This is a genomic window from Bradyrhizobium sp. CCBAU 53351, assembly GCF_015291745.1.
Lineage (GTDB): Bacteria > Pseudomonadota > Alphaproteobacteria > Rhizobiales > Xanthobacteraceae > Bradyrhizobium.
This window is the reverse complement of the sequence record NZ_CP030059.1, coordinates 2,444,688-2,468,031: the sequence shown is the minus strand read 5'-3', so window position 1 is coordinate 2,468,031 and position 23,344 is coordinate 2,444,688. Positions and strand designations below refer to the sequence as shown.

General features: G+C 64.9%; 19 protein-coding genes. 12 read left to right on the top strand and 7 right to left on the bottom strand.

What is annotated here, in order from left to right; translation table 11 throughout:
* Positions 1-29: 29 nt before the first annotated feature.
* A complete protein-coding gene (locus tag XH83_RS11535) occupies positions 30-1,274 on the bottom strand; it encodes an efflux RND transporter periplasmic adaptor subunit (protein WP_194407111.1) in 1,245 nt (414 codons plus the stop codon).
* 145 nt (positions 1,275-1,419) lie between these two features.
* The gene (locus XH83_RS11530; RefSeq protein WP_194407110.1) at positions 1,420-2,832 is read right to left on the bottom strand and encodes a CoA transferase; all 1,413 of its coding nucleotides are present in this window, start codon (positions 2,830-2,832) and stop codon (positions 1,420-1,422) included.
* Between the two features lie 56 nt (positions 2,833-2,888).
* Here XH83_RS11530 and XH83_RS11525 point away from each other — a divergent pair, with 56 nt between their 5' ends.
* On the top strand, positions 2,889-3,176 hold the full coding sequence (locus XH83_RS11525; protein WP_057027154.1) for a hypothetical protein: 288 nt from the start codon (positions 2,889-2,891) through the stop codon (positions 3,174-3,176).
* Between the two features lie 199 nt (positions 3,177-3,375).
* Complete coding sequence (locus XH83_RS11520; protein WP_194407109.1) at positions 3,376-4,146, top strand: SDR family NAD(P)-dependent oxidoreductase; 771 nt, start codon at positions 3,376-3,378, stop codon at positions 4,144-4,146.
* 172 nt (positions 4,147-4,318) lie between these two features.
* Here the strand turns inward: XH83_RS11520 and XH83_RS11515 are convergent, their stop codons facing one another.
* Genes XH83_RS11515 through XH83_RS11505 form a run of 3 tightly spaced genes read right to left on the bottom strand, consistent with a single transcriptional unit; the run spans position 4,319 to position 10,063 of the window.
* Positions 4,319-7,792: an error-prone DNA polymerase gene (locus XH83_RS11515; RefSeq protein ID WP_194407108.1), complete on the bottom strand. Its 3,474-nt coding sequence runs from the start codon at positions 7,790-7,792 to the stop codon at positions 4,319-4,321.
* The gene (locus tag XH83_RS11510; protein WP_194407107.1) at positions 7,789-9,378 is read right to left on the bottom strand and encodes a DNA polymerase Y family protein; all 1,590 of its coding nucleotides are present in this window, start codon (positions 9,376-9,378) and stop codon (positions 7,789-7,791) included. Before XH83_RS11510 ends, XH83_RS11515 begins: the two co-directional genes overlap by 4 nt.
* Positions 9,269-10,063: an ImuA family protein gene (locus tag XH83_RS11505; protein WP_194407106.1), complete on the bottom strand. Its 795-nt coding sequence runs from the start codon at positions 10,061-10,063 to the stop codon at positions 9,269-9,271. Before XH83_RS11505 ends, XH83_RS11510 begins: the two co-directional genes overlap by 110 nt.
* A 161-nt stretch (positions 10,064-10,224) precedes the next feature.
* Here XH83_RS11505 and XH83_RS11500 point away from each other — a divergent pair, with 161 nt between their 5' ends.
* The 3 genes from XH83_RS11500 (at position 10,225) to XH83_RS11490 (ending at position 14,630) form a co-directional block, all read left to right on the top strand.
* Positions 10,225-11,460, top strand: a complete 1,236-nt coding sequence (locus XH83_RS11500) for a putative DNA modification/repair radical SAM protein (RefSeq protein WP_194407105.1) — start codon at positions 10,225-10,227, stop codon at positions 11,458-11,460.
* Positions 11,460-12,902 carry a UdgX family uracil-DNA binding protein gene (locus tag XH83_RS11495; protein ID WP_194407104.1) on the top strand — a complete coding sequence of 481 codons (1,443 nt, stop codon included), beginning with the start codon at positions 11,460-11,462 and terminating at the stop codon, positions 12,900-12,902. The genes XH83_RS11500 and XH83_RS11495 overlap by 1 nt, the downstream gene beginning before the upstream one ends.
* Before the next feature lie 99 nt (positions 12,903-13,001).
* Positions 13,002-14,630: an inorganic phosphate transporter gene (locus XH83_RS11490; protein WP_194407103.1), complete on the top strand. Its 1,629-nt coding sequence runs from the start codon at positions 13,002-13,004 to the stop codon at positions 14,628-14,630.
* A gap of 192 nt (positions 14,631-14,822) precedes the next feature.
* Here the strand turns inward: XH83_RS11490 and XH83_RS11485 are convergent, their stop codons facing one another.
* Positions 14,823-15,995 carry a M20 aminoacylase family protein gene (locus XH83_RS11485; RefSeq protein ID WP_194407102.1) on the bottom strand — a complete coding sequence of 391 codons (1,173 nt, stop codon included), beginning with the start codon at positions 15,993-15,995 and terminating at the stop codon, positions 14,823-14,825.
* A 174-nt stretch (positions 15,996-16,169) separates the two neighbouring features.
* Here XH83_RS11485 and XH83_RS11480 point away from each other — a divergent pair, with 174 nt between their 5' ends.
* The 7 genes from XH83_RS11480 to XH83_RS11450 all read left to right on the top strand — a co-directional run bounded on the left by XH83_RS11480 (position 16,170) and on the right by XH83_RS11450 (position 21,926).
* Positions 16,170-17,789, top strand: a complete 1,620-nt coding sequence (locus XH83_RS11480; protein WP_194407101.1) for a GMC family oxidoreductase — start codon at positions 16,170-16,172, stop codon at positions 17,787-17,789.
* A 12-nt stretch (positions 17,790-17,801) separates the two neighbouring features.
* The gene (locus XH83_RS11475; RefSeq protein WP_194407100.1) at positions 17,802-18,680 is read left to right on the top strand and encodes an alpha/beta fold hydrolase; all 879 of its coding nucleotides are present in this window, start codon (positions 17,802-17,804) and stop codon (positions 18,678-18,680) included.
* Positions 18,681-18,917: 237 nt separating this feature from the next.
* The gene (locus XH83_RS11470; RefSeq protein ID WP_194407099.1) at positions 18,918-19,862 is read left to right on the top strand and encodes a metallophosphoesterase; all 945 of its coding nucleotides are present in this window, start codon (positions 18,918-18,920) and stop codon (positions 19,860-19,862) included.
* 14 nt (positions 19,863-19,876) lie between these two features.
* Positions 19,877-20,212 carry a cupredoxin family copper-binding protein gene (locus tag XH83_RS11465; RefSeq protein WP_194407098.1) on the top strand — a complete coding sequence of 112 codons (336 nt, stop codon included), beginning with the start codon at positions 19,877-19,879 and terminating at the stop codon, positions 20,210-20,212.
* A gap of 109 nt (positions 20,213-20,321) precedes the next feature.
* A complete protein-coding gene (locus XH83_RS11460) occupies positions 20,322-20,870 on the top strand; it encodes a sigma-70 family RNA polymerase sigma factor (protein ID WP_194407097.1) in 549 nt (182 codons plus the stop codon).
* Positions 20,867-21,634, top strand: coding sequence for an anti-sigma factor (locus XH83_RS11455; protein WP_194407096.1), 768 nt, complete (start codon positions 20,867-20,869; stop codon positions 21,632-21,634). The genes XH83_RS11460 and XH83_RS11455 overlap by 4 nt, the downstream gene beginning before the upstream one ends.
* 106 nt (positions 21,635-21,740) lie before the next feature.
* Complete coding sequence (locus XH83_RS11450; RefSeq protein WP_194407095.1) at positions 21,741-21,926, top strand: hypothetical protein; 186 nt, start codon at positions 21,741-21,743, stop codon at positions 21,924-21,926.
* A gap of 19 nt (positions 21,927-21,945) precedes the next feature.
* Here XH83_RS11450 and hpnO read toward each other — a convergent pair whose 3' ends face one another.
* Complete coding sequence (gene hpnO / locus XH83_RS11445) at positions 21,946-23,337, bottom strand: aminobacteriohopanetriol synthase HpnO (protein WP_194407094.1); 1,392 nt, start codon at positions 23,335-23,337, stop codon at positions 21,946-21,948.
* Between the last annotated feature and the right edge of the window lie 7 nt (positions 23,338-23,344).

Below are 23,344 nucleotides of genomic sequence, written 5' to 3'. Positions count from 1 at the left end.
TCAGGTCTTCAATTTTCTTGGGTCGTCGATCAGCTGCCGGACGCCGCGCGGTCGATGAACAGGCTGCCCTTGGTGACGATCTGCTCGCCGGGTTTCAGATTGCTGGTGACTTCGACGAGGTTGCCGTTGATGAGGCCGATCTTGATCTGGCGCAGTTCGACCGATTTGTCCTCACGCGCGACCCAGATACGAACCTTGTCGGCTTCATAGATCAGGGCCTGTTTCGGCACGGCCGGAGCGGCGCGGTCGCCGGCCGAATAGATCGTGACGTTCGCGAACATCTCCGGCTTGAGCAGGCCGTCCTTGTTGTCGATGGTGGCGCGGACCAGCAGGCGGCGGGTGTTGGGATCGATGGCGGCGGCGACGTAGTTGATCCTGGCGGTCAGCGGCCGGCCCGGCAGCGCCATCACGTTGACGGTGATGTCCTGCCCGATGCACACGGCGGCCGCGTCGCTCTCGCGCACGAAGGCGGTGAGCCAGACCGTGGAGAGGTCGCCGATCACGAAGACCGGATCGCTGGCACCGGAATTGACGTACTGGCCCGGGCCGATCTTGCGCTGTACCACCGTGCCGGCGATCGGCGAATAGATCGTGACTTCCGGATTGATGGCGCCCTTGTCCTGGAACGCCTTGATGGTCTCGTCGGTGAAGCCGAGGATGCGGAGCTTGTTGCGTGCGGCTTCCAGCGCGGTCTGCGAGGAGCGCATGTCGTTGCGCGCCTGAACCTGCGTCGCTTCCGCCTGCTGATAGTCCTTCAGCGGAATGGCATGGCCCTCATAGAGGTCCTTGGCGCGCTTGTACTGGATATCGGAAAGTTCGAGCGCCGACTTCGCCTTGTTCTGCGAGGTCATCGCCGCGATGAAATCGTTCTGGGCCTGCACCGTGTCGGCGGCCTCGATTGTGAACAGCGGTTGACCTTGCTTCAGCGTCTCACCCGGCTTGGCCAGCAGCTTGGTGACGCGGCCGGCATAGGGCGAGAACACCGGCGTCGAACGGTCCTCGTCGACGGCGACCTTGCCTTCGGTGACGTATTCGGCGCGGAAGGCCCTGGCTTTGACCGGCTCGATCGTCAGCGTCGCCCATTCGGACGGCGTCGGCGTGAAGTTCTGCGCATTCCTGCGCGACTGGCTGGAGATCTCGGAGTGCTTCTTTTCCTTGGGGCCCAAGGACAGGAAACCGTAGGCACCGGCGCCGGCAAGAGCTAGTAGAACTACGGATGTGATCACCCGTTGTTTTGTAAACACCTGCAATAGCTTGGTATTTTGATCTACCATGGAGCCCGGTCGTGTCTGCGACGATCTCGGCAGGTACCTGCCTTATCGGTTGCGCTAATAGTGCCGAATTAGGATTTCAGACAACCTAAAAAACGCTGCGCACCTTTCGGTTTGCGTTAAATTTTTGCGACGTGTCAGCTTCACGTCAGCTTCGCTCCGGCCACCGTGCCGGATGAGAGCCGAGCGGCATCGCCGGACGAGACCATTGTGCCGGTGTCGTCGATAGCAGCGCCGAATGGCGCACCGCCTTCAATATGCCGAAGCCAGATGGCATGCTCTCGATGAACGCAGCATGTACGGCCTCGCCCGTAAGATCCGGGGTGTTCAGTCCGCCGTCGAGCCGGCCGAGATTCCAGAGCCAGCGCCCGGTCTGCGCCAGCGACACGCGTACGTGCCAGCTGCCGCCCTCGCTCGCCTGACGCGCCTTGGCCATCATCGCGCCGAACGCCATCAGATAGCCGGTGGCGTGGTCGAGCATCTGCGCCGGCAATTCCTTGGGACCATCGAGGCCGGCCGCGCGCCCTTCGGCGTGGTTGAATCCGGTCGTGGTCTGCACGAGCGAGTCGAAGCCGCGGCGCTCGGCCCAGGGACCGGCATGGCCATAGGCCGACAGCGTAACATAGACGATGCCGGGATTGATCTTCGCTGCATCCTCCGGCGCGAAGCCGATCGCGGCGAGCGCATGCGGGCGATAGCCTTGCGAGAAGATGTCGGCATCCGCCAGCAATTCGCGCAACTGCGCCCTGCCCGCTTCGCTCTTCAGTTCGATGAAGGTGGTGAGCTTGCCGCGGCCGGTGTCGATGGTGAGCCAGTCGATGGCGGGCAGCTCCGGACCCGACACCAGCAGCACATCAGCGCCGTGCGCGGCGAGCGTGCGGCCGGCGACGGGACCTGCGATGACACGGGAGAGATCGAGCACGCGAAGGCCCGAAAGCGGACGATCGTCGCTCGATGATCCTTGTGGCCACGGCTTCGGCGCGGCTTCGCCGATCTTTTCGATCGAGATCAGCGGCAATTGCGCGAGCGCGCACGCCTGGGGCAGCGCGGACCACTCGTCGTAGCTGCGCATCAGGGCAACGACGCCGCCCGCGGCGTAAGCCGCAGTCTCGAAATCCTCGCCCTTCCAATGCATGAGCGCCGCCTGCACCTTGTCGCGCTCCGGCTCGCAGGCAAGCACCTTGCAGACGGCGTCACGATGGTGCGGGAAGTTGGTGTGGCAGCGAACGAAGCGGCCATCGCCGGTCCTGTAGACGCCGGCGATGGCGTCCCAGGCCGGCGGCGGCGGTTTGTCGTCGAGACGGAGATAGCGCTCGGAGCGGCATTCGGCGACGGCGTGGCGCATGTCGACGGAAACTTGCTGCGTCTCGCCGCTGCGCAGCCGCCAGATTTCAGCAGCAGCAAGGCCGGCGGCAGCGATCGTCGTCTGCCCGGCGACCGCGACGCGAAACGAGGACGGGATTTGAGGCTCCTCGCCGGTCAGCCGCACGCGATCGAGGGCGGCCGCGTCACCACCTGCAGAGGTCCAGATGTCCTTGAGAATGTCGGCGGGGCTTTGCATGCCGCTTCTCTCCCTTTAGTTTTCCCGACCATGTCACGTTCACAGAAAGGTTTGCAATGGCCGCCATCGATCCCCTCATCGCAGGTGCCGTATTCATCGCGACGGCGGCCACCGATGCCGTCTATGTCATGTTCACCTCGGCCGTGATCGCGCGCAAGCGCATTCCGGCGGCGAACTGGAGCGCGGTCTGGTACCTGCTCTCCTCCTATGCCGTGATCAGCTACACCGAAAACGCCTTCTACGTCGCCTTCGCGGCCATCGGCTCCTGGGCCGGCGCCTATGCCTCGCTGACTTTCCTGCACCGCCCGCCCGGCGGCCCGCCGGTGGGAGCGGCGCCGGAATGAGGGTCTCTCCCCGTCATTGCGAGGAGCTCTTGCGACGAAGCAATCCAGACTGTTTCCGCGGAAGCATTTCTGGATTGCTTCGCGGAGCCTGTCATCGGGCCGCGCTTTGCTCGGACCCGTTGGCTCCAATGACGATGTGAAGGCTTATGCGGATCTCCTGAAACAGCTACACTCGCGGCACCAAAAAAAGGAGCCAACAATGGATCTCGGTCTCAAAGGCAAGAACGCCATCGTCCTCGGCGGCACGCGCGGCATCGGGCGGGCGATCGCGGCGACGCTCGCCGGTGAAGGCGCCAATGTCGCGGTGTGCGCGCGCAACGCCGATCAGGTCGCGGCCACTGTCGCGGAACTGAAGGCGAGCGGCATCAAGGCGACCGGCGGCGCGGTCGACGTCACCGACGGCGCGGCGCTGAAATCCTGGATCGAGGACGCGGCCAAGGAGCTTGGCGGCGTAGACCTTTTGTTCGCCAATGCCGGCGCGATGGCGCAGGGCCACGATCCTGCCTCGTGGGAGCAGAATTTCCGGCTCGACGTGCTCGGTGCCGTGCACGCGTTCGACGCTGCGCGGCCGCTTCTCGAGGCCAGTGGGGCGAGCAGCGGCGACGCCGCCTTCGTCATCATTTCCTCGATCTCGGCAGCGCAGGCCGACACGGCCAGCTCCTACGGCCCGATCAAGGCGGCGCTGATCCACATGGCCAAGGGACTGGCGCGGCAATACGCCAGGAAGAGGATTCGCGTGAATGTCGTGTCGCCCGGCACGGTCTATTTCAAGGGCGGCGTCTGGGAGATGATCGAGAAGAACATGCCCGAGCGTTACAACGACGCGATGAAGCGCAATCCGACCGGCCGCATGGCAACGCCGCAGGACGTCGCGAACGCCGCGGTGTTTCTGGCGAGCCCGGTGTCGGGATTCACCACGGGATCGAATCTCGTCGTGGATGGGGCGATCTCGAACCGGGTGAATTTTTGAGGATGCGGCTTGCCGGGCTCTCTCTTCCGTCATGGCCGGGCTTGTCCCAGCCATCCACGCGTTGCCGCGCTCGCTGAACAACGTGGATGCCCGGGTCAAGCCCGGGCATGACGACCGAGAGTGTGGCGCACCGTCGTCGCAATGACGGTGTAGAGGCATCCCGCGCCATCCCTCAATGGAAATCCCGCGACGGCGGCAGGATGCGCACGTTTCGGGGGTGGCGGATCTTTTGCGCGGGCATATCCGCGAGCGCGCGGGGGTCTTCATTGAGCGGCTCGACCAGTGTGGCGCCTGCCGGCGCCGAATGCTTGCGGCTCAGCGCATCGTTGGCAAGACCGACCAGATCGTGCGAGCGGTCGATCATGCGCTGGGCGATCAGATGCGTCACCTTCTCGGGGCTGCTCTGGATATAGCCGTGAACCTCGATGAGGCGCGCGCCCATCACTTCTTTCCGATATTGCTCCATGATCTTCGGCCACACCACGACATTGGCGATGCCGGTTTCGTCCTCCAGCGTCATGAACACGACGCCGCTGGCGCTGCCCGGCCGCTGCCGGACCAGCACCACGCCCGCACAGCGGACGCGGCGCCGCTCGTTCTCGTGGCTGATCTCCCTGCAGGCGACGATCCGCTCACGCGAAAACATCTCGCGCAGAAATTCCATCGGATGACCCTTCAGCGACAGCCGGATGGTCTGGTAATCCGCGACAACCTGCTCGGGGAGCGGCATCTCGGGCAGAGGCTTGGCATGCTCGTCCGGCTGCTCGCGGGCGGTCGCCGCCTCGAACAGCGGCAGCGGCACATCATCAGGCAGCCGCCGCACCTGCCACAGCGCTTCGCGGCGGTCGAGCCCGAGCGAGCGGAACGCGTCGGCATCCGCCAGCAGGATCAGCGCGCGCTTGGGCAGACCGGTGTCGCGGGCAAAGTCTTCCAGCGAGGTGAAGGGCCGGCGCTTGCGGGCGGCGACGATGCGGTCGGCCCAGTCTTCCTTCCTGTCATTCCAGGACGCGTCAGCGTCGAGCTCTGATGCGCAATTGCGCATCTGAGAATCCATTCCTCCAGGCGTATGCGGCCCGATGGATTCCGGGCTCGCGCCAAGCGGAGCGCCCCGGAATGACAGCTGAGAGCGCTTCAGCCGCTCCTCATCCTCGTCCAGCCAGTGGAATCCGTCGATCTGACGGAAGCCGAGACGCACCGCGCAATATTTGCCGTTCCCCTCCTCCAGCGTGTTTTGCGCAAAGCTGCAGGATACGTCGATGTCACGAATCTCGACGCCGTTCTTGCGGGCGTCGCCGACAATCTGCGCCGGGGCATAAAACCCCATCGGCTGCGAGTTCAACAGGCCGCAGCAGAACGCGTCAGGGTGATGGTATTTCAGCCACGACGAGATATAGACGAGTTGCGCGAAGCTCGCCGCATGACTCTCGGGAAAGCCGTAGGAACCAAAGCCTTTGATCTGGTCGAAGCAGTTTCGCGCGAATTGAGGATCGTACCCTCGACGGATCATATTGCCGATCATTTTCTCTTCGAAATTGCCGATGGTCCCGACGTTGCGGAACGTTGCCATGGCACGCCGCAATCCGTTGGCCTCTTCCGAGGTGAACTCTGCGGCCACGATCGCAATCCGCATGGCCTGCTCCTGGAACAGGGGCACACCGAGTGTTTTGTGCAGGACCTCACGAAGCTCGTTCTTATTGCCACCCTTCGGATAAGGATACTCGATATCCTCCGGCTTCATTTTCCGACGCCTTAAGTAAGGATGCACCATGTCGCCCTGGATCGGCCCGGGCCGCACGATCGCGACTTCGATGACGAGGTCGTAAAACGTCCGCGGCTTCAGGCGCGGCAGCATGTTCATCTGGGCGCGACTCTCGACCTGGAACACCCCGAGCGACTCTCCCCGCTGCAGCATTTGATAGACTTCGTCGTCATCTTCTCCCTTGATATCCGCGAGCGCGTAGCGCTCGCCCTTATGCTGGTCGATCAGATCAAAGCACTTGCGGATGCAGGTCAGCATGCCCAGCGCGAGCACGTCGACCTTCATCATGCTGAGTGCGTCGACGTCGTCCTTGTCCCATTCGATGAAGGTGCGGTCGTCCATCGCGGCATTGCCGATCGGCACATAGGTGTCGAGCCGGTCCTGCGTCAGCACATAGCCGCCGACATGCTGGGAAAGATGGCGCGGGAATTCGATCAGCTCGGTCGCAAGCTCGACCGCGAGGTTGATCATGGGGTTTTTGGGATCGAGCCCGGCCTGCCGGACCTGCATGTCGTTGAGGCCCTTGCCCCAGCTGCCCCAGACGGTGTCGGCGAGCGCGGCGGTGACGTCCTCGGTCAGGCCCAGTGCCTTGCCGACGTCGCGAATGGCACTGCGCGGGCGATAATGGATGACGGTGGCGATGATCGCGGCGCGGTGGCGGCCGTAGCGGCGATAGACATATTGCATCACCTCCTCGCGGCGCGAATGCTCGAAATCGACGTCGATATCGGGCGGCTCCAGCCGCTCCTTGGAGATGAAGCGCTCGAACAGCAGATCGACCTTGGTCGGATCGACCGAGGTAATGCCGAGCACGTAGCACACGGCCGAATTCGCCGCCGATCCCCGCCCCTGGCACAGAATGTTCTGGCTGCGCGCGTAGTGCACGATGTCATGCACGGTGAGGAAGTAATGCGCGTATTTCAGCTCGGCGATCAGCGCGAGCTCCTTGTTGAGCGTCGCGCGCAGCTTGGCGTCGATATTGCCACCAAAGTATTTGTCGACGCCCGCCCAGGTCAGGTCCTCCAGATGTCCCTGCGCGGTCTTGCCCGGCGGCACCGGCTCGTCAGGATATTGGTATTTGAGCTGGTCGAGTGTGAATGTAATCCTGTCCGCAAAGCGCATGGTCTGTGCGATCGCATCGGGGATATCGCGGAACAGCCGCGCCATCTCGCGCGGCGTCTTCAAGAACCGTTCGGCATTGGCCTCGAGCTTCCGCCCCACAGCTTCGATCGTGGTCTTTTCCCGGATGCAGGTCAGCACATCCTGTAGCGGACGGCGATCGGGATCGTGATAGAGCACCTCGTTGGTCGCGAGCAGCGGCACCTTTGCCTTCATCGCGAGATCATCGAGCCGCGCGAGGCGGCGGCGGTCGTCACCGCGATAGACCAGGCTCGCCGCCAGCCACACGCCCTCGGCGCGGCTTGCTTTCAGCTTTGCGAGGACATCCAGCGCCTGCACTGGCTCGAAGCGATGCGGCAGCGTCAGGACCAGGAGCTGTCCTTCCGAAAACTCCAGGAGATCGGCAAAGGCGAGACGGCACTCGCCCTTCTCGATCCGCGTGATGTCGTCGCCACGCTTGCCCCGGGTCAGGAGCTGGCACAGCCGGCCATAGGCGGCGCGGTCGCGCGGGTAGACCAGAATGTCGGGCGTGCCGTCGCTGAAGACGATGCGCGCGCCGATCAGCAGTTTCGGCTTGTGCACCACCTTATCGTTGTCGAGCTCACTCCACGCTCGCACCACGCCGGCTAGCGTGTTGTGGTCGGCGATTCCGATCGCGGGAAGGCCGAGCTCGCTCGCCTGACGCACATAGGCGCGCGGATCCGAGCCGCCGCGCAGGAAAGAGAAGTTCGTGGTGATGCCGATCTCGGCATAGGCGGGGGACGTCATGCGAAGAGACCGTGCACATACCAGCCGGGAGAAGCGGGCTTGCCATCGCCATCGAACACCTCTCCCTCGTAAAGACCATCGCGAAAGATCCAGAAGCGCAGGCCCTCGGCATCCTCGATGCGGAAATAATCACGCGTCAGCTGCTTGCCGTCCTGCCGCCACCATTCCATCGCGATGCGCTCGGGCCCCTCCACCCGCACCACGGCATGCAGCGCGCGGCGCCAGGTAAATTGATGCGGCGGACCATCCGGCACGGCCGCGAACGGCACCTTGATCGGCTCCGGCTTGTCGAACAACCTCAGGGGACGCAGCGGCGGCTCGCTCTCGACACGCGCGGGCCATTCGGCCTGCATGGCGGCTGCGAGATGATGCTGCGCCGGCGCGGCCATCACCGCACATTCAGGAATATGGGTATCCTCCGGCAGGTGCACGACGACGCGTTTCCCCCCGATGCGCGCGGCGATGCGGTCGATCAGCGCGGCAAGCTCGTCATTGTCATGGACATGGGCGTCGAGATCGCGCTGCTCCTGCACCACGATCTCGGTGCGGCTCGCCGACAGGCGCACCATGTCGAAGCCGAAACCGGGATCGAGGGGATCTGCGAGCGCATCGAGCCGCTCGCGGAACAGGCGGTCGATCACCGCGCTTCGCGTCACGGGACGTCCGGTCTCGACCATGATGGCGCGCACCACGCCGTCGGTGCGGAAGAAGGCGGCTTCGAGCCGCCGCGCGCCTTTGCCCTGTTTCTCCATCGATGCGATCAAGGTGTCGGCGAGCCGCGACAGCGTCATTGCGATCATGGTGTCGGTCGCGATCGGTTCGGCAAAGCGCTTCTCGACGATGTAATCGGGCAGCGGCTTGCGCGGGCTGATCGGCGCATCGCCCTGCCCCAGCGCATGCGCGAGCAGCGTGGAGAACCGGGCGCCGAACCGCGCCGTGATCTCGGAGGCGCTGCGCGATGCGACGTCGCCGATGGTCTTGAGGCCGGCGCGGCGCAAGCCGGTGGTGATGGCCTCGTCCGCACCGAGCGCGGACACCGGAAACCGCTCGATCGCCGCCGCCTCGTTGCCATCGGCAACGATGCTGCCAGATGCCTGCCGCGTCAGCGTACGCGCGCAGATCGACGTGCCGGCGATCGCCGCACCGACGGCAAAGCCCTGGCGGGCGAGCGCGCGGACCAGCGTCTTGAGCAGCGCAGCCTCGCCGCCGAACAGATGTGCGCAGCCGGTGATATCGAGGAACAGCCCATGCGGCGGATCGAGCGCCACCAGCGGCGTGAAGCGATCGCACCAATCGGCGATGTCGCTGAGCGTCTTCGCATCGGCCACGACATCGGCGTCGAATACACGCAAATCCGGACACATCGCCCGCGCATTCGCCAGCGGCTGGCCGATATACAGGCCGAGGCGCTCGGCGGCCTCGTCCAGCGCATGGATCACCAGCGCATTGTTGTCCTTGATGACGACGATGCCGGGTTCATCCTGCGCGCCGCCGCTCACCTGCAAGAACCGCTGGATCCGGTCGATGGGCAGGCGCGGCAGCCACAAGCTGAGAATACGCCTTCGGCTCACTGAACTGGCACTCATCACAATTCCATTCCATGATCCACCGGCCGCAGGGGCCATGACGATTGCGCAAGAGCTCGGCATCGAAGCGCGGCGCGCCCCAGGCACTCCACACAGCTCCCGGCGGCGAATGTGCCGCGCGCAACATCCACCTGGTCTCTGCGGTCGAGGGCAGCGGCTGCGCCGCCATGCGCAGCAAGAGACCGGTGACGCCGGAGCCTTGCGCGGCCAGCGTCAGCTTGCGGCTCGCCACGAGATCGAACTGCCTGGTCTCCCCCCAGAGCTCGAGCACGACGGCCCCCAGCGCGTCGCAGGCAAGCGCATCGGCCGAGGTTCGCAGCGCGCTCTCGACATCGGCGGCGCGCACCGTCACCACGCGGCGCGGGTCGAGGCCGAGCTCTTTGAGCCCGCTCATCGACAGCGCGCCGGCTTCCAGTTCCGAAAAATCCTGCCGCACCCACAACAGCGGCCGCTGTGCGCTCACGCGTCCCGCAAGACCCATGACGAATCCTGTGGCGGTCGTACCCTGCCGCCCCTCGCAAAACACCTCATGGATCGCCGCGCGCGCGAGCCCGCCCTTCAGCACGGCATCGACCTCGTTATGGCCGAGCGCGACCCGATCGTGCTGGTGCACGATCTCCGCGGTCTCGATGCGTTCGATCTGGCCGCGCAAGGTCGCAAGCGCGCTTAGACGTGCGCCGCTCATGCTCGCCGCTCCTTCAGAGGTGATTGCCGGTGGCTCTCGAAGAGAACCAATGGCTGGCTCATTTGTTCATGATATGTTCTAATATAAAGCTAACGGCGCGCGGAGAGTCAATCGAATTGGCGCGCTTGCGGATTCATCAGTGGAATCAACGGGATTCAAACATGGACGTACAACGCAAGCTGGAAATCCTGGCCGACGCCGCCAAGTACGACGCGTCCTGTGCCTCCAGCGGTACTGAAAAGCGGGATTCCAGCGACCGCAAGGGCATGGGCTCGACCGCGCCCGGCATGGGCATCTGCCATTCCTACGCACCGGACGGACGCTGCATCTCCCTGCTCAAGGTGCTGCTGACCAACGCCTGCAATTACGATTGCCTCTATTGCGTCAACCGCGCCTCCTCGAACGTGCCGCGCGCCCGCTTCACCATCGAGGAAGTGGTCAAGCTGACGCTCGACTTCTACCGGCGCAATTACATCGAGGGCCTGTTCCTTTCCTCCGGCATCATCCGCAGCCCCGATTACACCATGGAGCAGGTGGTCAGCGTCGCGCGAAGACTGCGCGAGGAGCATCACTTCCGCGGCTACATTCATCTCAAGACCATTCCCGAGGCCGATGACGCATTGATCGCGGAGGCCGGCAAATATGCCGACCGCCTCTCCATCAATATCGAGATGCCCGAGGAGACCAGCCTGCAGCAATTCGCGCCCGAGAAGGACGTGCGCGCGATCCGCCGCACCATGGGCCGGCTGCGGCTGAAGCTGGACGAAGCCGAGGACGACCGCAAAGCAAAGACGAAGGCGAGGCCGCAGCGCTTCGCGCCGGCGGGCCAGAGCACGCAGATGATCGTCGGCGCCGACAGCGCCTCCGATCACACCATTCTCCACACCAGCTCCAATCTCTACGGCTCGTACAAGCTGCGGCGCGTCTATTATTCCGCCTTCAGCCCGATCCCCGACGCGAGCCGCGCCTTGCCGCTGGTGCAGCCGCCGCTGCTGCGCGAGCACCGGCTCTATCAGGCCGACTGGCTGATGCGGTTCTACGGCTTCGACGTTGCGGAGATCGTCGACGACAGCGCGATGCTGCCGCTCGACATCGATCCAAAGCTCGCCTGGGCGCTGCGCCACCGCGACCGCTTTCCGCTCGACGTCAATCGCGCCAGCCGCGAGGAGCTGCTGCGTGTGCCCGGCTTCGGCACCAAGGCGGTCGAACGCATCATCGCGACACGGCGCACCACCACGATCCGCTTCGCCGATCTCGCACGGCTGCATGTGCCCAAGCACAAGGCGCTGCCGTTCATCGTCCTCAGCGATCACCGCCCTTCGCCGTACCGTCTCGACGACGCGCGGCTGATCGAACGGTTCAAGCCGAAGGCAACACAATTGGGATTTGGCTTCTGATGCAGTACATCACCCTCGAGACCGAAACCGATTTCGACGGCTGGCGCACAGCCGCCCGCAGCCTCGTGCTTCACCACGTGAGGCCCGCCGATGTCACCTTTGCCGTGCAAGGCGGCGAAGCCGAGCTGTTCGCCCCGCCCGCGCCGTCACCAATCCTCGAGGTGAACGACGGCACCTTCAACGTATCAGGCAAGTTCATCGAACTCGCGAAAGCAGCGATCCTGCACCGCGATCCCGAGCGCTTTGCCATCCTCTATCGGCTGCTGTTTCGGCTGAAGGACAATCACGATCTCATCGAGGCCGCGACCGACCCTGACGTCGCGCAAGTCACCGCCATGGCGAGAGCGGTCCATCGCGACGAGCACAAGATGCATGCCTTCGTGCGCTTCCGCGAGATCGGCAGGGAACGCGCAGCGCATTACGTCGCCTGGTTCGAGCCGGAGCATCACATCGTCGAGCTCGCAGCGCCGTTCTTCGCCAAACGCTTCGCCGACATGCCCTGGTCGATCCTGACGCCGGACCTCTGCGCGCATTGGGATGGCCATGCGCTCGCGTTCACACCGGGTGTCAGCAAGAGCGAGGCGCCGGGCGAGGATCGACTGGAGGAAACCTGGCGGCGCTACTACGCCAGCATCTTCAATCCGGCCCGGCTCAAGGTGAAGGCGATGCAGGCCGAGATGCCGAAGAAATACTGGAGGAACCTGCCCGAAGCCTCGATCATTAAGCCCTTGATCGAGGACGCCGAGCGCATGACCGGCGCCATGATCGCCAACGCCGCAACCGATCCGCACAAGCCCCAGAAGCGGCCGGAGGCTCCGATGCCACGCAAGACCGCCGCCGACGATCTCGAAACCCTCCGCGAGGAGGCCGCGCATTGCCGCGCCTGTCCTCTCTACAAGGACGCGACACAGACCGTATTCGGCGAAGGCCCGAGATCGGCCAACATCATGCTGGTCGGCGAGCAGCCCGGCGACAAGGAAGACCTCGCGGGCCACCCCTTCGTCGGCCCGGCCGGGCAGATGCTCGACCGTGCGCTTGCGGAAGCCGGGGTCGACCGCAAGAAGGTCTATGTCACCAACGCCGTCAAGCACTTCAAATTCGTGCCGCGTGGAAAGATCCGCCTGCACCAGAAGCCGAATACGCCGGAGATCCGGGCGTGCCGGCAATGGTTCGAGCGGGAAGTCTCAGTAATCCAACCCGATCTGATCGTAGCGATGGGTGCCACCGCGGCGCAGAGCGTGTTCGGCAAGATCACCCCGATCGGCAAGACCCGCGGCCGCCTCATAGACCTTCCCGACGGGCGAAAGGCTCTGGTGACGGTGCACCCGTCCTATCTGCTGCGACTGCCCGATCCGGAGGCCAAGGTGCTGGAATATCGGCGCTTTGTCGAAGATCTGAAGATTGCAGCGGGCCTGCAGAGGAAAGCCGCGCACGCCGCCTGAATAGTGGTGGGAAAGCGGCCTTCAACCGCCGCTTGTCATCCAGCCTTCAAATCCATCGCGGACAATGCCCCTCAACTGCAAGGTAAGGGGCGTCCAGACATGACCGATGTTGCATTCGACCGCGCGGTAGCCGATCCCGCGCCCGTTCAGCCGGCCTCGCGGCCGAATCTCGACAAGGGCTTCAATCCACTGACGATGATTTTGTTCTTCGGCATCCTCGCCGCGGGCCTGCTGTTCGTCGCCTACAGCATCTATGCCGACGTCAACGCCACCGGCACGAAGGTGACGACCTATCTGCCCTACATCCTCCTGCTCGTCGCGCTGCTGATCGCGCTCGGCTTCGAATTCGTCAACGGCTTCCACGACACCGCCAATGCGGTTGCGACCGTGATCTACACCCATTCACTGCCGGCCGAAGTCGCGGTGATGTGGTCGGGCTTCTTCAACTTTCTCGGCGTGCTGCTCTCCTCCGGCGCGGTCGCCTTCGGCATCGTCTCGCTGCTGCCGGTCGAGCTGATCCTCCAGGTCGGCTCCAGCGCCGGCTTCGCGATGGTGTTCGCGCTGCTGATCGCCGCGATCCTGTGGAATCTCGGCACCTGGTTCTTCGGCCTGCCCGCCTCCTCCTCGCACACGCTGATCGGCTCGATCATCGGCGTCGGCGTCGCCAACGCCGTCATGCGCGGCCGCGACGGCACTTCGGGCGTGGACTGGACCAAGGCGACCGAGATCGGCTACGCACTGCTGCTGTCGCCGCTGTTCGGCTTCATCTGCGCCGCCGTGCTGCTGCTGCTGCTCAAGTTCATCGTGCGCAACCCGGCGCTCTACGCCGCGCCCGAGGGCAACAAGGCGCCGCCGCTCTGGATCCGCGGCCTCTTGATCGCAACCTGCACCGGCGTCAGCTTCGCGCACGGCTCCAATGACGGCCAGAAGGGCATGGGCCTGATCATGCTGATCCTGATCGGCACCGTGCCGACGGCTTACGCCCTCAACCGCGCGCTGCCGGAATCCCAGGTCGCCCAATTCCAGAAGACCTCGGAGGCCGCGTCCAGGGTGATCGCGGCGAAAGGCGCCGGCCACAGCATCATCGGTGATCCCCGCCCCGCCGTGACGCAATACATCGCGCTGCGTCAGCTCAACGAAGGCACCTATCCCTCGCTCGCCGTGCTGGTGAAGGATGTCGGCAATCAAGTTGCCCAATACGGCTCGCTGAGCAAAGTGCCGGCGGAGGCCGTCGGCAACACCCGCAACGACATGTACATGACCTCGGAAGCCATCCGCTTCCTGATGAAGGACAAGGAGAACGATCTCGGCAAGGACGAGATCGCGACCCTGAACGCCTACAAGGGCTCGCTCGATGCTGCCACCAAGTTCATCCCGAATTGGGTGAAGATCGCGGTTGCCATCGCGCTCGGCCTCGGCACCATGATCGGCTGGAAGCGCATCGTCGTCACCGTCGGTGAGAAGATCGGCAAGACCCATCTCACCTACGCGCAGGGCGCCTCGGCCGAGCTCGTGGCGGCCGCCACGATCGGTGCCGCCGACGTGTTCGGCCTGCCGGTCTCGACCACCCACGTGCTGTCGTCAGGCGTCGCCGGCACCATGGCGGCGAACGGCTCGGGCCTGCAATGGTCGACCATTCGCAACCTGCTGATGGCCTGGGTGCTGACGCTGCCCTGCGCGATCATGCTGTCGGCCACGCTCTACGTGATCTTCTCGCGGATCTTCTAAAGCTCTTGCCTCTCAAGACTGCACAGACGTCGTCATGCCCGGGCTTGTCCCGGGCATTCACGTTCTCAGCGCGTGGAAAGGCGTGGATGGCCGGGACAAGCCCGGGCATGACGTCGTGGTTGGTGTCAATGCCCCAGCCCAAACCTCATTCGCGATGCCCGACCGCAAGCGGGGCTAGGTGAAGAAAAAGCCTTACGACGCCGCCAGCGATTCCTCGACCAGCTTCACCCAGTACGACGTGCCATACACGATCGCCTCGTCGTTGAAATTGTAGGCGGGGTGATGCAGGCCGGCGCTGTCGCCGTTGCCGCAGAAGATGAAGGCGCCGGGCCGCGCTTCCAGCATATAAGCGAAATCCTCGCCGCCCATCAGCGGTGGCATCTCGTGCACATTCGCATCGCCTGCGACCTGCCTGGCGATGCGGCGCGCCACCTCGGTCTCCGCGGCGTGGTTGTTCACGACGGGATAATTGCGTTGATAGCGCAGGTCGATCTTGGCGCCGGTGATCTGGGCGACGCCCGCGACCACCTCGTGCACGCGCTTCTCGACGAGCTTGCGCACCTCGGGCGAGAGCGTGCGGATGGTGCCCTTCAACGTCGCGGTCTGCGGAATGACGTTGCGGGCGTTGCCGGCGTGGAATTCGCAGATCGAGATCACGGCCGATTCCAGGGGATCGACGCTGCGTGCGACGATCGACTGCAAGGCGGTGATCACCTGCGCCCCGACCAGCACGGAATCGATGCATTTGTGCGGACGCGCGGCGTGACCGCCGACGCCTTCGATGTTGATATCGAGCTCGTCGGTCGCCGCCATGATCGGACCGGGCCGGATCGCGAACGAGCCGATCGGGATGCCCGGGCCGTTGTGCATGCCGTAGACTTGCTCGATGCCGAAGCGTTCCATCAGGCCGTCCTTGACCATGGCCGCGCCGCCGGCGCCGCCCTCCTCGGCAGGCTGGAAGATCACGATCGCATCGCCGGCGAAGTTGCGGGTCTCGGCGAGGTAGCGGGCTGCCCCGAGTAGCATCGCGGTGTGACCGTCATGACCGCAAGCGTGCATCTTGCCCGGGGTCTTGGAGGCGTAAGGCAGGTTGGTCTGCTCGTCGACCGGCAGCGCATCCATGTCGGCACGCATGCCGATCACCTTGAGCCCCTCGCCGGCCGGCTTGCTGCCCTTGATCACGCCGACGACGCCGGTCTGGCCGAGGCCGGTCACGACTTCATCGCAGCCGAACTCGCGCAACCGCTCCGCCACGAATGCTGCAGTGCGATGAACATCGTACAGCAGCTCGGGATGCTCATGGATGTCCCGGCGCCAGGCCTGAATATCGGGTTGGAGGTCGGCGACGCGGTTCACGATGGGCATGGAGGGTCTCGAGCTTTGTTGAAAATGCAGGACTGTCTACCATGCAAGCGGCAGTCCACCTAACTCCCGCAGATTGAGGGTAGCTCTGTCCTGTCGTCATGGCCGGGCTTGTCCCGGCCCGCAGCGTCTGCCTATTAGGACGAAACGTTGAGTGACCATCCGGGTGGAAGCCGAATGCCAAGACGGCTCGAAGGTGAGTTTGACTACATTGTCGTTGGGGCCGGCACGGCCGGCTGCATCGTCGCCAACCGGCTCTCGGCCGAGCCCAGGAACCGCGTCCTCATCCTCGAAGCCGGCGGCGACGACAACTGGATCTGGTTCCACATCCCCGTGGGCTATCTCTTCGCGATCGGCAACCCGCGCTCGGACTGGATGTTCAAGACCGAGGCCGAGCCGGGGCTGAACGGCCGCTCGCTCGCCTATCCCAGAGGCAAGGTGATCGGCGGCTGCTCGGCGATCAACGCCATGATCTCGATGCGCGGACAGGCTGCCGATTACGATCACTGGCGCCAGCTCGGCATGACCGGCTGGGGCTACGAGGACGTGCTGCCGCTGTTTCGGAAGCTCGAAGACCACTTCCTCGGCGCGAGCGAGCATCACGGCGCCGGCGGCGGCTGGCGCATCGAAGCGCCGCGGCTGTCATGGGACGTGCTCGACGCGGTCGGCGACGCCGCCGAGGAGATGGGCATCAAGCGCATTCCGGATTTCAACACCGGCGACAACGAAGGTACCAGCTATTTCCACGTCAACCAGAAGCGCGGCCGGCGCTGGTCCTCGGCGCGCGGCTTCCTCAAGCCGGCGCTGAATCGTCCGAACCTGCGGCTCGAGAAGCATGTGCTGGTCGATCGCCTGATCATCGAGCAGGGCCATGCCGTCGGCGTGCGCTTCATCCAGAACGGCGAGATCATCGAGGCACGCGCGAAACGCGAGGTGATCCTCTCGGCCGGCTCCATCGGCTCGGTGCAGGTGCTGCATCGTTCGGGCATCGGACCCGCCGACTGGCTGTCGCCGCTCGGCATCGACATCGTGATGGACAAGCCCGGCATCGGCCGCAATCTGCAGGACCATCTGCAGCAGCGTGCGATCTACAAGGTCGAGGGCGTGCGCACGCTGAATGAGACCTATTACAATCTGTTCCGCCGCGGCTTGATGGGCCTCGACTACGCCTTCCGCCGCCGTGGTCCGCTGACCATGGCGCCCTCGCAGCTCGGCATCTTCACCCGCTCGGATGCGACGCGCGCGCGCGCCAACATCCAGTTCCACGTGCAGCCACTGTCGCTCGACAAGTTCGGCGATCCCCTGCACCGCTTCCCCGCCATCACCGTCAGCGCCTGCAATCTGCAGCCGACCTCGCGCGGCACCGTGCGGCTGCGCTCGGCGAGCCCGGACGAGAAGCCGATCATCGCGCCGAATTACCTGTCGACCGACGACGACCGCCAGGTCGGCGCCGACGCCATCCGCACCACGCGCCGCCTGATGCAGCAGAAGGCGCTCGCCAAATATCGCCCGACCGAATACCTGCCCGGCCCCACCGTCGGCGATGACGACGCCTCGCTGGCCAAGGCTGCCGGCGACATCGGCACCACCATCTTCCATCCCGTCGGCACGGCGAAGATGGGCGCGGTGAGTGATCCCATGGCCGTGGTCGACGAGCGCCTGCGCTTCTACGGCCTCGAAGGCTTGCGCATCGTCGACGCCTCGATCATGCCGACCATCACCTCGGGCAACACCAACACGCCGACGGCGATGATCGCCGAGAAGGGCGCGACCATGATCCTGGAGGATGCGAAGTAGCGTCCCGCCATCATGAACCCCCACCGCTTTTCAATCGGCCCGGCCGGCGCAGAGATCGCGATGTTGCAATGGGGCGAGAGCGGCAGGCCGCCCGCCTTGCTCGTGCACGGCACCGGCTTCGTCGCCGCCGTCTGGGACGAGGTCGCGCGCGAGCTTGCCTCGACCTACACCGTCTATGCGCTCGACCGCCGTGGCCACGGCGCCAGCCACAAGCCCGGTGCTTATCATTTCCTGGATTATGCCGATGATATTTGCCGGGTGATCGAGGCGCTCGAGCTGCGCGATGTCTACGGCATCGGCCATAGCGCGGGCGCGACCGATCTTCTGCTCGCGGCAAAGCTCCTGCCCGGACGTTTCACCCGCCTGTTCGTGATGGAGCCGACCGTGATGGACCCGCGCGCGGCCCGTTCCGGAGGACTGAACGACGAATCCCTCGCTCGCGTGCAGGGCACGCTGCGCCGGCGCGCCGAGTTCGACAGCGCGGATGCCGTCTTCGAGCGCTACCGCACGGCGCCAGCGTTTGCGGATTGGACCGAGACCTCGCTCCGCGCCTATGTGCGTCACGGCTTCGTGTCGCTCGACGATGGGCGAGTGCGGCTCTGCTGCACGCCCGAGATCGAGACCGCGATCCTGCGCCCGATCTACGAGGCAATGGAGCAGGTTTACGTCGGCGATGCCCGCGGCAATCCGTTCGGCTCTCTCACCGAGATCGACTGCCCGGTGCGCGTCACGACCGCAGCGAAGTCGGGGCCGATCTACAAGGAGATGGCAGCGCGCGCGGTCTCGCTGATTCCTCGCGTCAGCACGATGGTGTTCGAGGGTGCCGGGCATTGCGTGGCGCAGGAAATGCCGGCGGCTGTGGTGGATGCGGTAAGGGAATTCACAAGATAGGTCTCGCGCCCCGGACGCGGCGCAGCACGCAGTGATGCGCTGCTGAGCCGGGGCCTATCTCGCGGCGCGCAGTGCAGCTTGCTGGGCCCGGCTCTGCGCAGCAACGCTTGCGCGTTGCAGCGCGTCCGGGACACGAGATCGTCCTCCTCACGAAAACGTCATCCCATCCGGGAATAAGTTTCCCCCTCCCGCAATCACCTCCCCGAAGCCCAATTCAGGGCGAGCGGGAGATGCGCGATGAGCGGACACGATCACGGGAACGACGGCGTCAGCCGCCGCAAGGTGCTGGAATGCATGACATGGGCCGGCACCGGGGTGCTCTGGACGGTCACGGGCGGCGTGCCGCGCTCGCTCGGCATCATCGATTCCGCGCAAGCCGCGACCGCGGCCGCGCCCGGCATGACCTTCCTGCAGATCAGCGACAGCCATGTCGGCTTCGACAAGCCGGCCAATCCCAACGCGCTCGGCACGCTGGAGGAGGCCGTGAACAAGATCAACGCGATGCCGGCCAAGCCGTCCTTCATGATCCACACCGGCGACATCACCCATCTGTCCAAGGCCGCCGAGTTCGACAACGCCGAGCGCATTATCTCGCAGACCAAGCTCGACGTGCATTACGTCCCCGGCGAGCACGACTTCATCGATGAGGAAGTGAAGCTCTATCGCGAGCGCTACGGCCGCGGCACCAAGGGCCACGGCTGGTATTCGTTCGACGCCGGCGGTGTGCACTTCGTCGGCCTCGTCAACGTGGTCGATCTCAAGGCCGGCGGTCTCGGCAATCTCGGCGCCGAGCAACTCGCATGGCTCGAGAGCGATCTGCGCGGCAAATCGAAATCGACGCCTATCGTCTTGTTTGCGCACATTCCGCTCTGGACCGTCTATCCCGAGTGGGGCTGGGGCACCGAGGACGGCGGCCGCGCGCTCGAATACGTCAAGGGCTTCGGCTCGGTCACCGTGCTCAACGGCCACATCCACCAGGTGATGCAGAAAGTCGAGGGCAACGTCACCTTCCACACGGCGCGCTCCACCGCTTTCCCGCAGCCGGCGCCGGGCGCCGCCCCCTCGCCTGGTCCGATGAAGGTCGAGGACGCCAGGCTCCGAAGCATGCTCGGCGTTGCCAGCGTCAACTTCAAGCAGAACGAGCAGCGGCTCGCGATCATCGACACGCCGCTCCAGGGCTAGGGTGGAAGCTGACAATGAAGACACTCAACCGCCGCGACTTCGGCGTCGATCTCGGTCTCGCCTTGGCCGCTTCCATCCTGTTGCCCGCAACAAGCGCCCGCGCCGACGACATGGAGATCCATATCGACAATTTCGTCTTCCAGCCGCCCGAGCTCACAATCAAGGTCGGCACCACCGTGACCTGGACCAACCGGGACGACATCCCCCACACCGTGGTGTCGGCCGGCAAGTTCAGGTCCAAGACCCTGGACACCGACGACAAGTTCACGTTCACCTTCACCAATGCGGGCGACTACAAATATTTTTGTTCGTTGCACCCGCATATGACGGGGATGATCAAGGTTGAGTAACGTCTCCAACCAAGGCATCAACGTCTTGCCCGGCCGGTGGTCCCACGCCGGCCGGGCGCGTGCGCCTTCGATCGCGACAACAAAAGAAGCAGAGGCAAAGCGAGGAGCGATGCCCGCCACCGACGATTTGCAGAAGGCGCAACGCTTCCGCGAAGCGGCGCTGCCCTATCTCGACGACGTCTACACGCTCGCGCGCTATCTGCTGCGCGATGCCTCCGACGCCGAGGATGCGGTGCAGGAATGTTATCTGCGCGCGCTGAAGCACTTCGACAGCTATCGCGGGCCGGCCATGAAGCCCTGGCTGTTCGCGATTCTGCGCAATGTCTGCAACGCCGAATATGCGCGGCGCGCGTCGAGGCCCAGCCCGATCGAGGATACGCCCGGTGCCGCCGAGCAGACGCCGATCTGGCAGGAGAACGAGGCAAGCCCGGAAACCGAGATGCTGCGCAGCCGCGATGCCGGCGCGATCCGCAAGCTGATCGACGCGCTCGCCGAGCCGTTCAAGGAAACCTTCGTGCTGCGCGAGATCAACAACCTGTCCTATCGTGAAATCGCCGACGCCGTCGGCGCCCCCGTCGGCACCGTGATGTCCCGCCTCGCCCGCGCCCGCGCCATGCTGCGCGCGGCCTGGACGGCGGAAGAGGAGCAAGCGAAATGACCTGCGACGAAGCAAGGATCCTGCTTCACGCGCTGCTCGACAACGAGCTCGATGCCGGCCATGCGCGCGAGGTCGAAGCCCACATCGCAATCTGCCCGGACTGCGCCGCGGAGCTCGCCGCGCAGCGCGAGATGCAGCGCGTGCTTGCCGACACCAATCTGCGTTACACCGCGCCGGCGAGCCTGCGTACTCGCATCGAAGCCTCGCTGCCGCAGGCACCAGGCCAGCAGCCGTCACGGCGCTCCGTGCTGCGCGGCTTTGCGATGGGCTCGGCCGTCTCCGCGCTCGCGGCGTCCGGCGTCGTCGCATTTGTGCTGCGCCAGGACGACCAGCAGCGCATCCTGTCGGAGGTCGTCTCCGCGCATCTGCGCTCGCTGCAGGCGGGCCACCTCACCGACGTGGTCTCGACCGACCAGCACACGGTCAAGCCGTGGTTCAACGGCAAGCTCGACGTCGCCCCGCCCGTGATCGACCTCACCGCGCAAGGCTTCACGCTGGTCGGCGGCCGGCTCGACTATGCCGACGCCCGCGCCATCGGCGCCGTCGTCTACCGGCGCCGACAGCATGTGATCAACCTGTTCGTGTCGCAGACCTCGAACGCCGAGTATCGCGCGCCAAAGACCGAGACGATGCAGGGCTTCAACTGCCGCCGCTGGGGCAATCGCGGCCTGAACTTCTGGGCCGTCAGCGACATCGGAGCCGACGAGCTCGCCGAGTTCGTCGACAAGTTCGAGGCAGCGATGAAGGCGAATGTGGAGGGGTAATTGCCGGCAGCGGGCGAAGCGCCGCACCATGGTTTGAAGAAGTGACGCCTCTCACAGTCCTCGCGAGCGCAATTTGGCAGATTGCAGCTCCATTGGGAGGACAGACATGATTCCGTCACTGATTATCTGCACCACGCTTCCGTCGATGTTCGCGGCGGGCTGCGCTGCATTGCTGGCCCTCAAGGAGCGCAAGCAATGGATTTGGTTCGCGCTCCTCGCCGCCATTGCCGGCTTTGCCGGCCTGTTCACGCTGAACATGCTTCATATCTGGGACTACGCCGGGCGCTGCTGATCGGCGCGTCGGCCGAAGATCAGGCCGACCTTCTCACCGCGTTGTCCACCAGCGTCTTGCCGAGCGACCAGATCGCGCCGGGGACCTTGTGGCTGCCGGCGATGACGTCGTCGAACGCCTTCTCGATCCAGGTGCAGTCTTCCTCGGTGATGGTGAGCGGCGGCAGCAGCTTGATGGTGTGGCTGCCGTGGCCGGCAACCTGCGTCAGGATCTTGTGGTCCTTGAACAGCGGCACGGTGATGAGCTGGCAGAACAGGCCCTTGTTGGCGGTCTCCAGCACGTTCCAGGAGGCGCGCAGACGCAGCGACTTCGGCGGGCCGAACTCGACGCCGATCATCAGGCCCTTGCCGCGCACTTCCTTCATCAGCTCATAGCCGGGCACCATGCGCGTCAGCGCGAGGCGCAGCTCGGCGCCGCGCTTGGCGGCGGACTCGATCAGCTTCTCGGACTCCATGACGTCGAGCGTCGCAATGCCCGCAGCCATCGCCAGATCGTTCTTGGAGAACGTGGAGCCGTGCACCACGGCGCGGTCCATCTGGTTGAAGATCTTGTCGAAGATGGCCTTGCGCGTCAGCACCGCGCCGACCGGCACGTGGCCGCCCGACAGCGACTTCGACAGCAGCACCATGTCGGGCTCGACGTTCCAGTGCTCGACCGCGAGGAAGCGGCCGGTACGGCCCATGCCGGTCTGGATCTCGTCGGCGACGAACAGCGTGCCGTACTTCTTGCAGAGCGCGGCCGCGCCGGGCAGGAACTCGTCGGTGGGCATGTTGACGCCCTTGCCCTGAATCGGCTCGACGACGAAGGCCGCGACCTCGCGCGAGGCCAGCGCCTTTTCCAGCGCCGCCAGATCGTTGAACGGGATCGAGGTGCAGCCCGGCAGCAGCGGCTCGAAGCCGGTGCGGAAATTCGAATCACCGGTTAGCGACAGCGCGCCATAGGTCAGGCCATGATAGCCATGGGCGCAATAGACGATGCCGGGGCGCCCCGTGGCGCCGCGCGCGAATTTGATCGCGGCCTCGACGCATTCGGCGCCGGAATTGGCGAAGAACGCCTTGTCGAGATAGGGGACGTATTTCAGGAGCCGCTCGGCGAGCACGCCGGCGAGCACCGAGACGTCGAACTGCACCAGGTTGGGCAGGTCGGCATCGAGCACGCTCTTGAGCGCATCGCGCATGACCGGATGATTGCGCCCGATCGCAAACACGCCGAAGCCGGACAACAGGTCGAGATAGCGCGCGCCATCGCGATCGTAGAGATACTGCCCCTGCCCCTTCTGGAAGCCGACATCGTAGCCGATGGTTTTGAGGACCCGAACGAACTGCTCGTTCAGATACCGATTATGCAGGGTGCTGCGCTGGGCCTGACGGTCCGCGAATAGCTGAGACATGTCTGGATTTGGGCTGTGCATCCGTTAC

Excerpts from the sequence above, each read along its gene's own strand:
- XH83_RS11520 (WP_194407109.1), top strand. The coding sequence starts at position 3,376 with ATGGATCTCGGTCTCAAAGGCAAGAACGCCATCGTCCTCGGCGGCACG.
- XH83_RS11490 (WP_194407103.1), top strand. The coding sequence starts at position 13,002 with ATGACCGATGTTGCATTCGACCGCGCGGTAGCCGATCCCGCGCCCGTT.
- XH83_RS11515 (WP_194407108.1), bottom strand. The coding sequence starts at position 7,792 with ATGACGTCCCCCGCCTATGCCGAGATCGGCATCACCACGAACTTCTCT.
- XH83_RS11535 (WP_194407111.1), bottom strand. The coding sequence starts at position 1,274 with ATGGTAGATCAAAATACCAAGCTATTGCAGGTGTTTACAAAACAACGG.
- hpnO (WP_194407094.1), bottom strand. The coding sequence starts at position 23,337 with ATGCACAGCCCAAATCCAGACATGTCTCAGCTATTCGCGGACCGTCAG.
- XH83_RS11500 (WP_194407105.1), top strand. The coding sequence starts at position 10,225 with ATGGACGTACAACGCAAGCTGGAAATCCTGGCCGACGCCGCCAAGTAC.
- XH83_RS11505 (WP_194407106.1), bottom strand. The coding sequence starts at position 10,063 with ATGAGCGGCGCACGTCTAAGCGCGCTTGCGACCTTGCGCGGCCAGATC.
- XH83_RS11495 (WP_194407104.1), top strand. The coding sequence starts at position 11,460 with ATGCAGTACATCACCCTCGAGACCGAAACCGATTTCGACGGCTGGCGC.
- XH83_RS11480 (WP_194407101.1), top strand. The coding sequence starts at position 16,170 with ATGCCAAGACGGCTCGAAGGTGAGTTTGACTACATTGTCGTTGGGGCC.
- XH83_RS11485 (WP_194407102.1), bottom strand. The coding sequence starts at position 15,995 with ATGCCCATCGTGAACCGCGTCGCCGACCTCCAACCCGATATTCAGGCC.
- XH83_RS11525 (WP_057027154.1), top strand. The coding sequence starts at position 2,889 with ATGGCCGCCATCGATCCCCTCATCGCAGGTGCCGTATTCATCGCGACG.
- XH83_RS11510 (WP_194407107.1), bottom strand. The coding sequence starts at position 9,378 with ATGAGTGCCAGTTCAGTGAGCCGAAGGCGTATTCTCAGCTTGTGGCTG.
- XH83_RS11530 (WP_194407110.1), bottom strand. The coding sequence starts at position 2,832 with ATGCAAAGCCCCGCCGACATTCTCAAGGACATCTGGACCTCTGCAGGT.
- XH83_RS11465 (WP_194407098.1), top strand. The coding sequence starts at position 19,877 with ATGAAGACACTCAACCGCCGCGACTTCGGCGTCGATCTCGGTCTCGCC.
- XH83_RS11460 (WP_194407097.1), top strand. The coding sequence starts at position 20,322 with ATGCCCGCCACCGACGATTTGCAGAAGGCGCAACGCTTCCGCGAAGCG.
- XH83_RS11475 (WP_194407100.1), top strand. The coding sequence starts at position 17,802 with ATGAACCCCCACCGCTTTTCAATCGGCCCGGCCGGCGCAGAGATCGCG.
- XH83_RS11450 (WP_194407095.1), top strand. The coding sequence starts at position 21,741 with ATGATTCCGTCACTGATTATCTGCACCACGCTTCCGTCGATGTTCGCG.
- XH83_RS11470 (WP_194407099.1), top strand. The coding sequence starts at position 18,918 with ATGAGCGGACACGATCACGGGAACGACGGCGTCAGCCGCCGCAAGGTG.
- XH83_RS11455 (WP_194407096.1), top strand. The coding sequence starts at position 20,867 with ATGACCTGCGACGAAGCAAGGATCCTGCTTCACGCGCTGCTCGACAAC.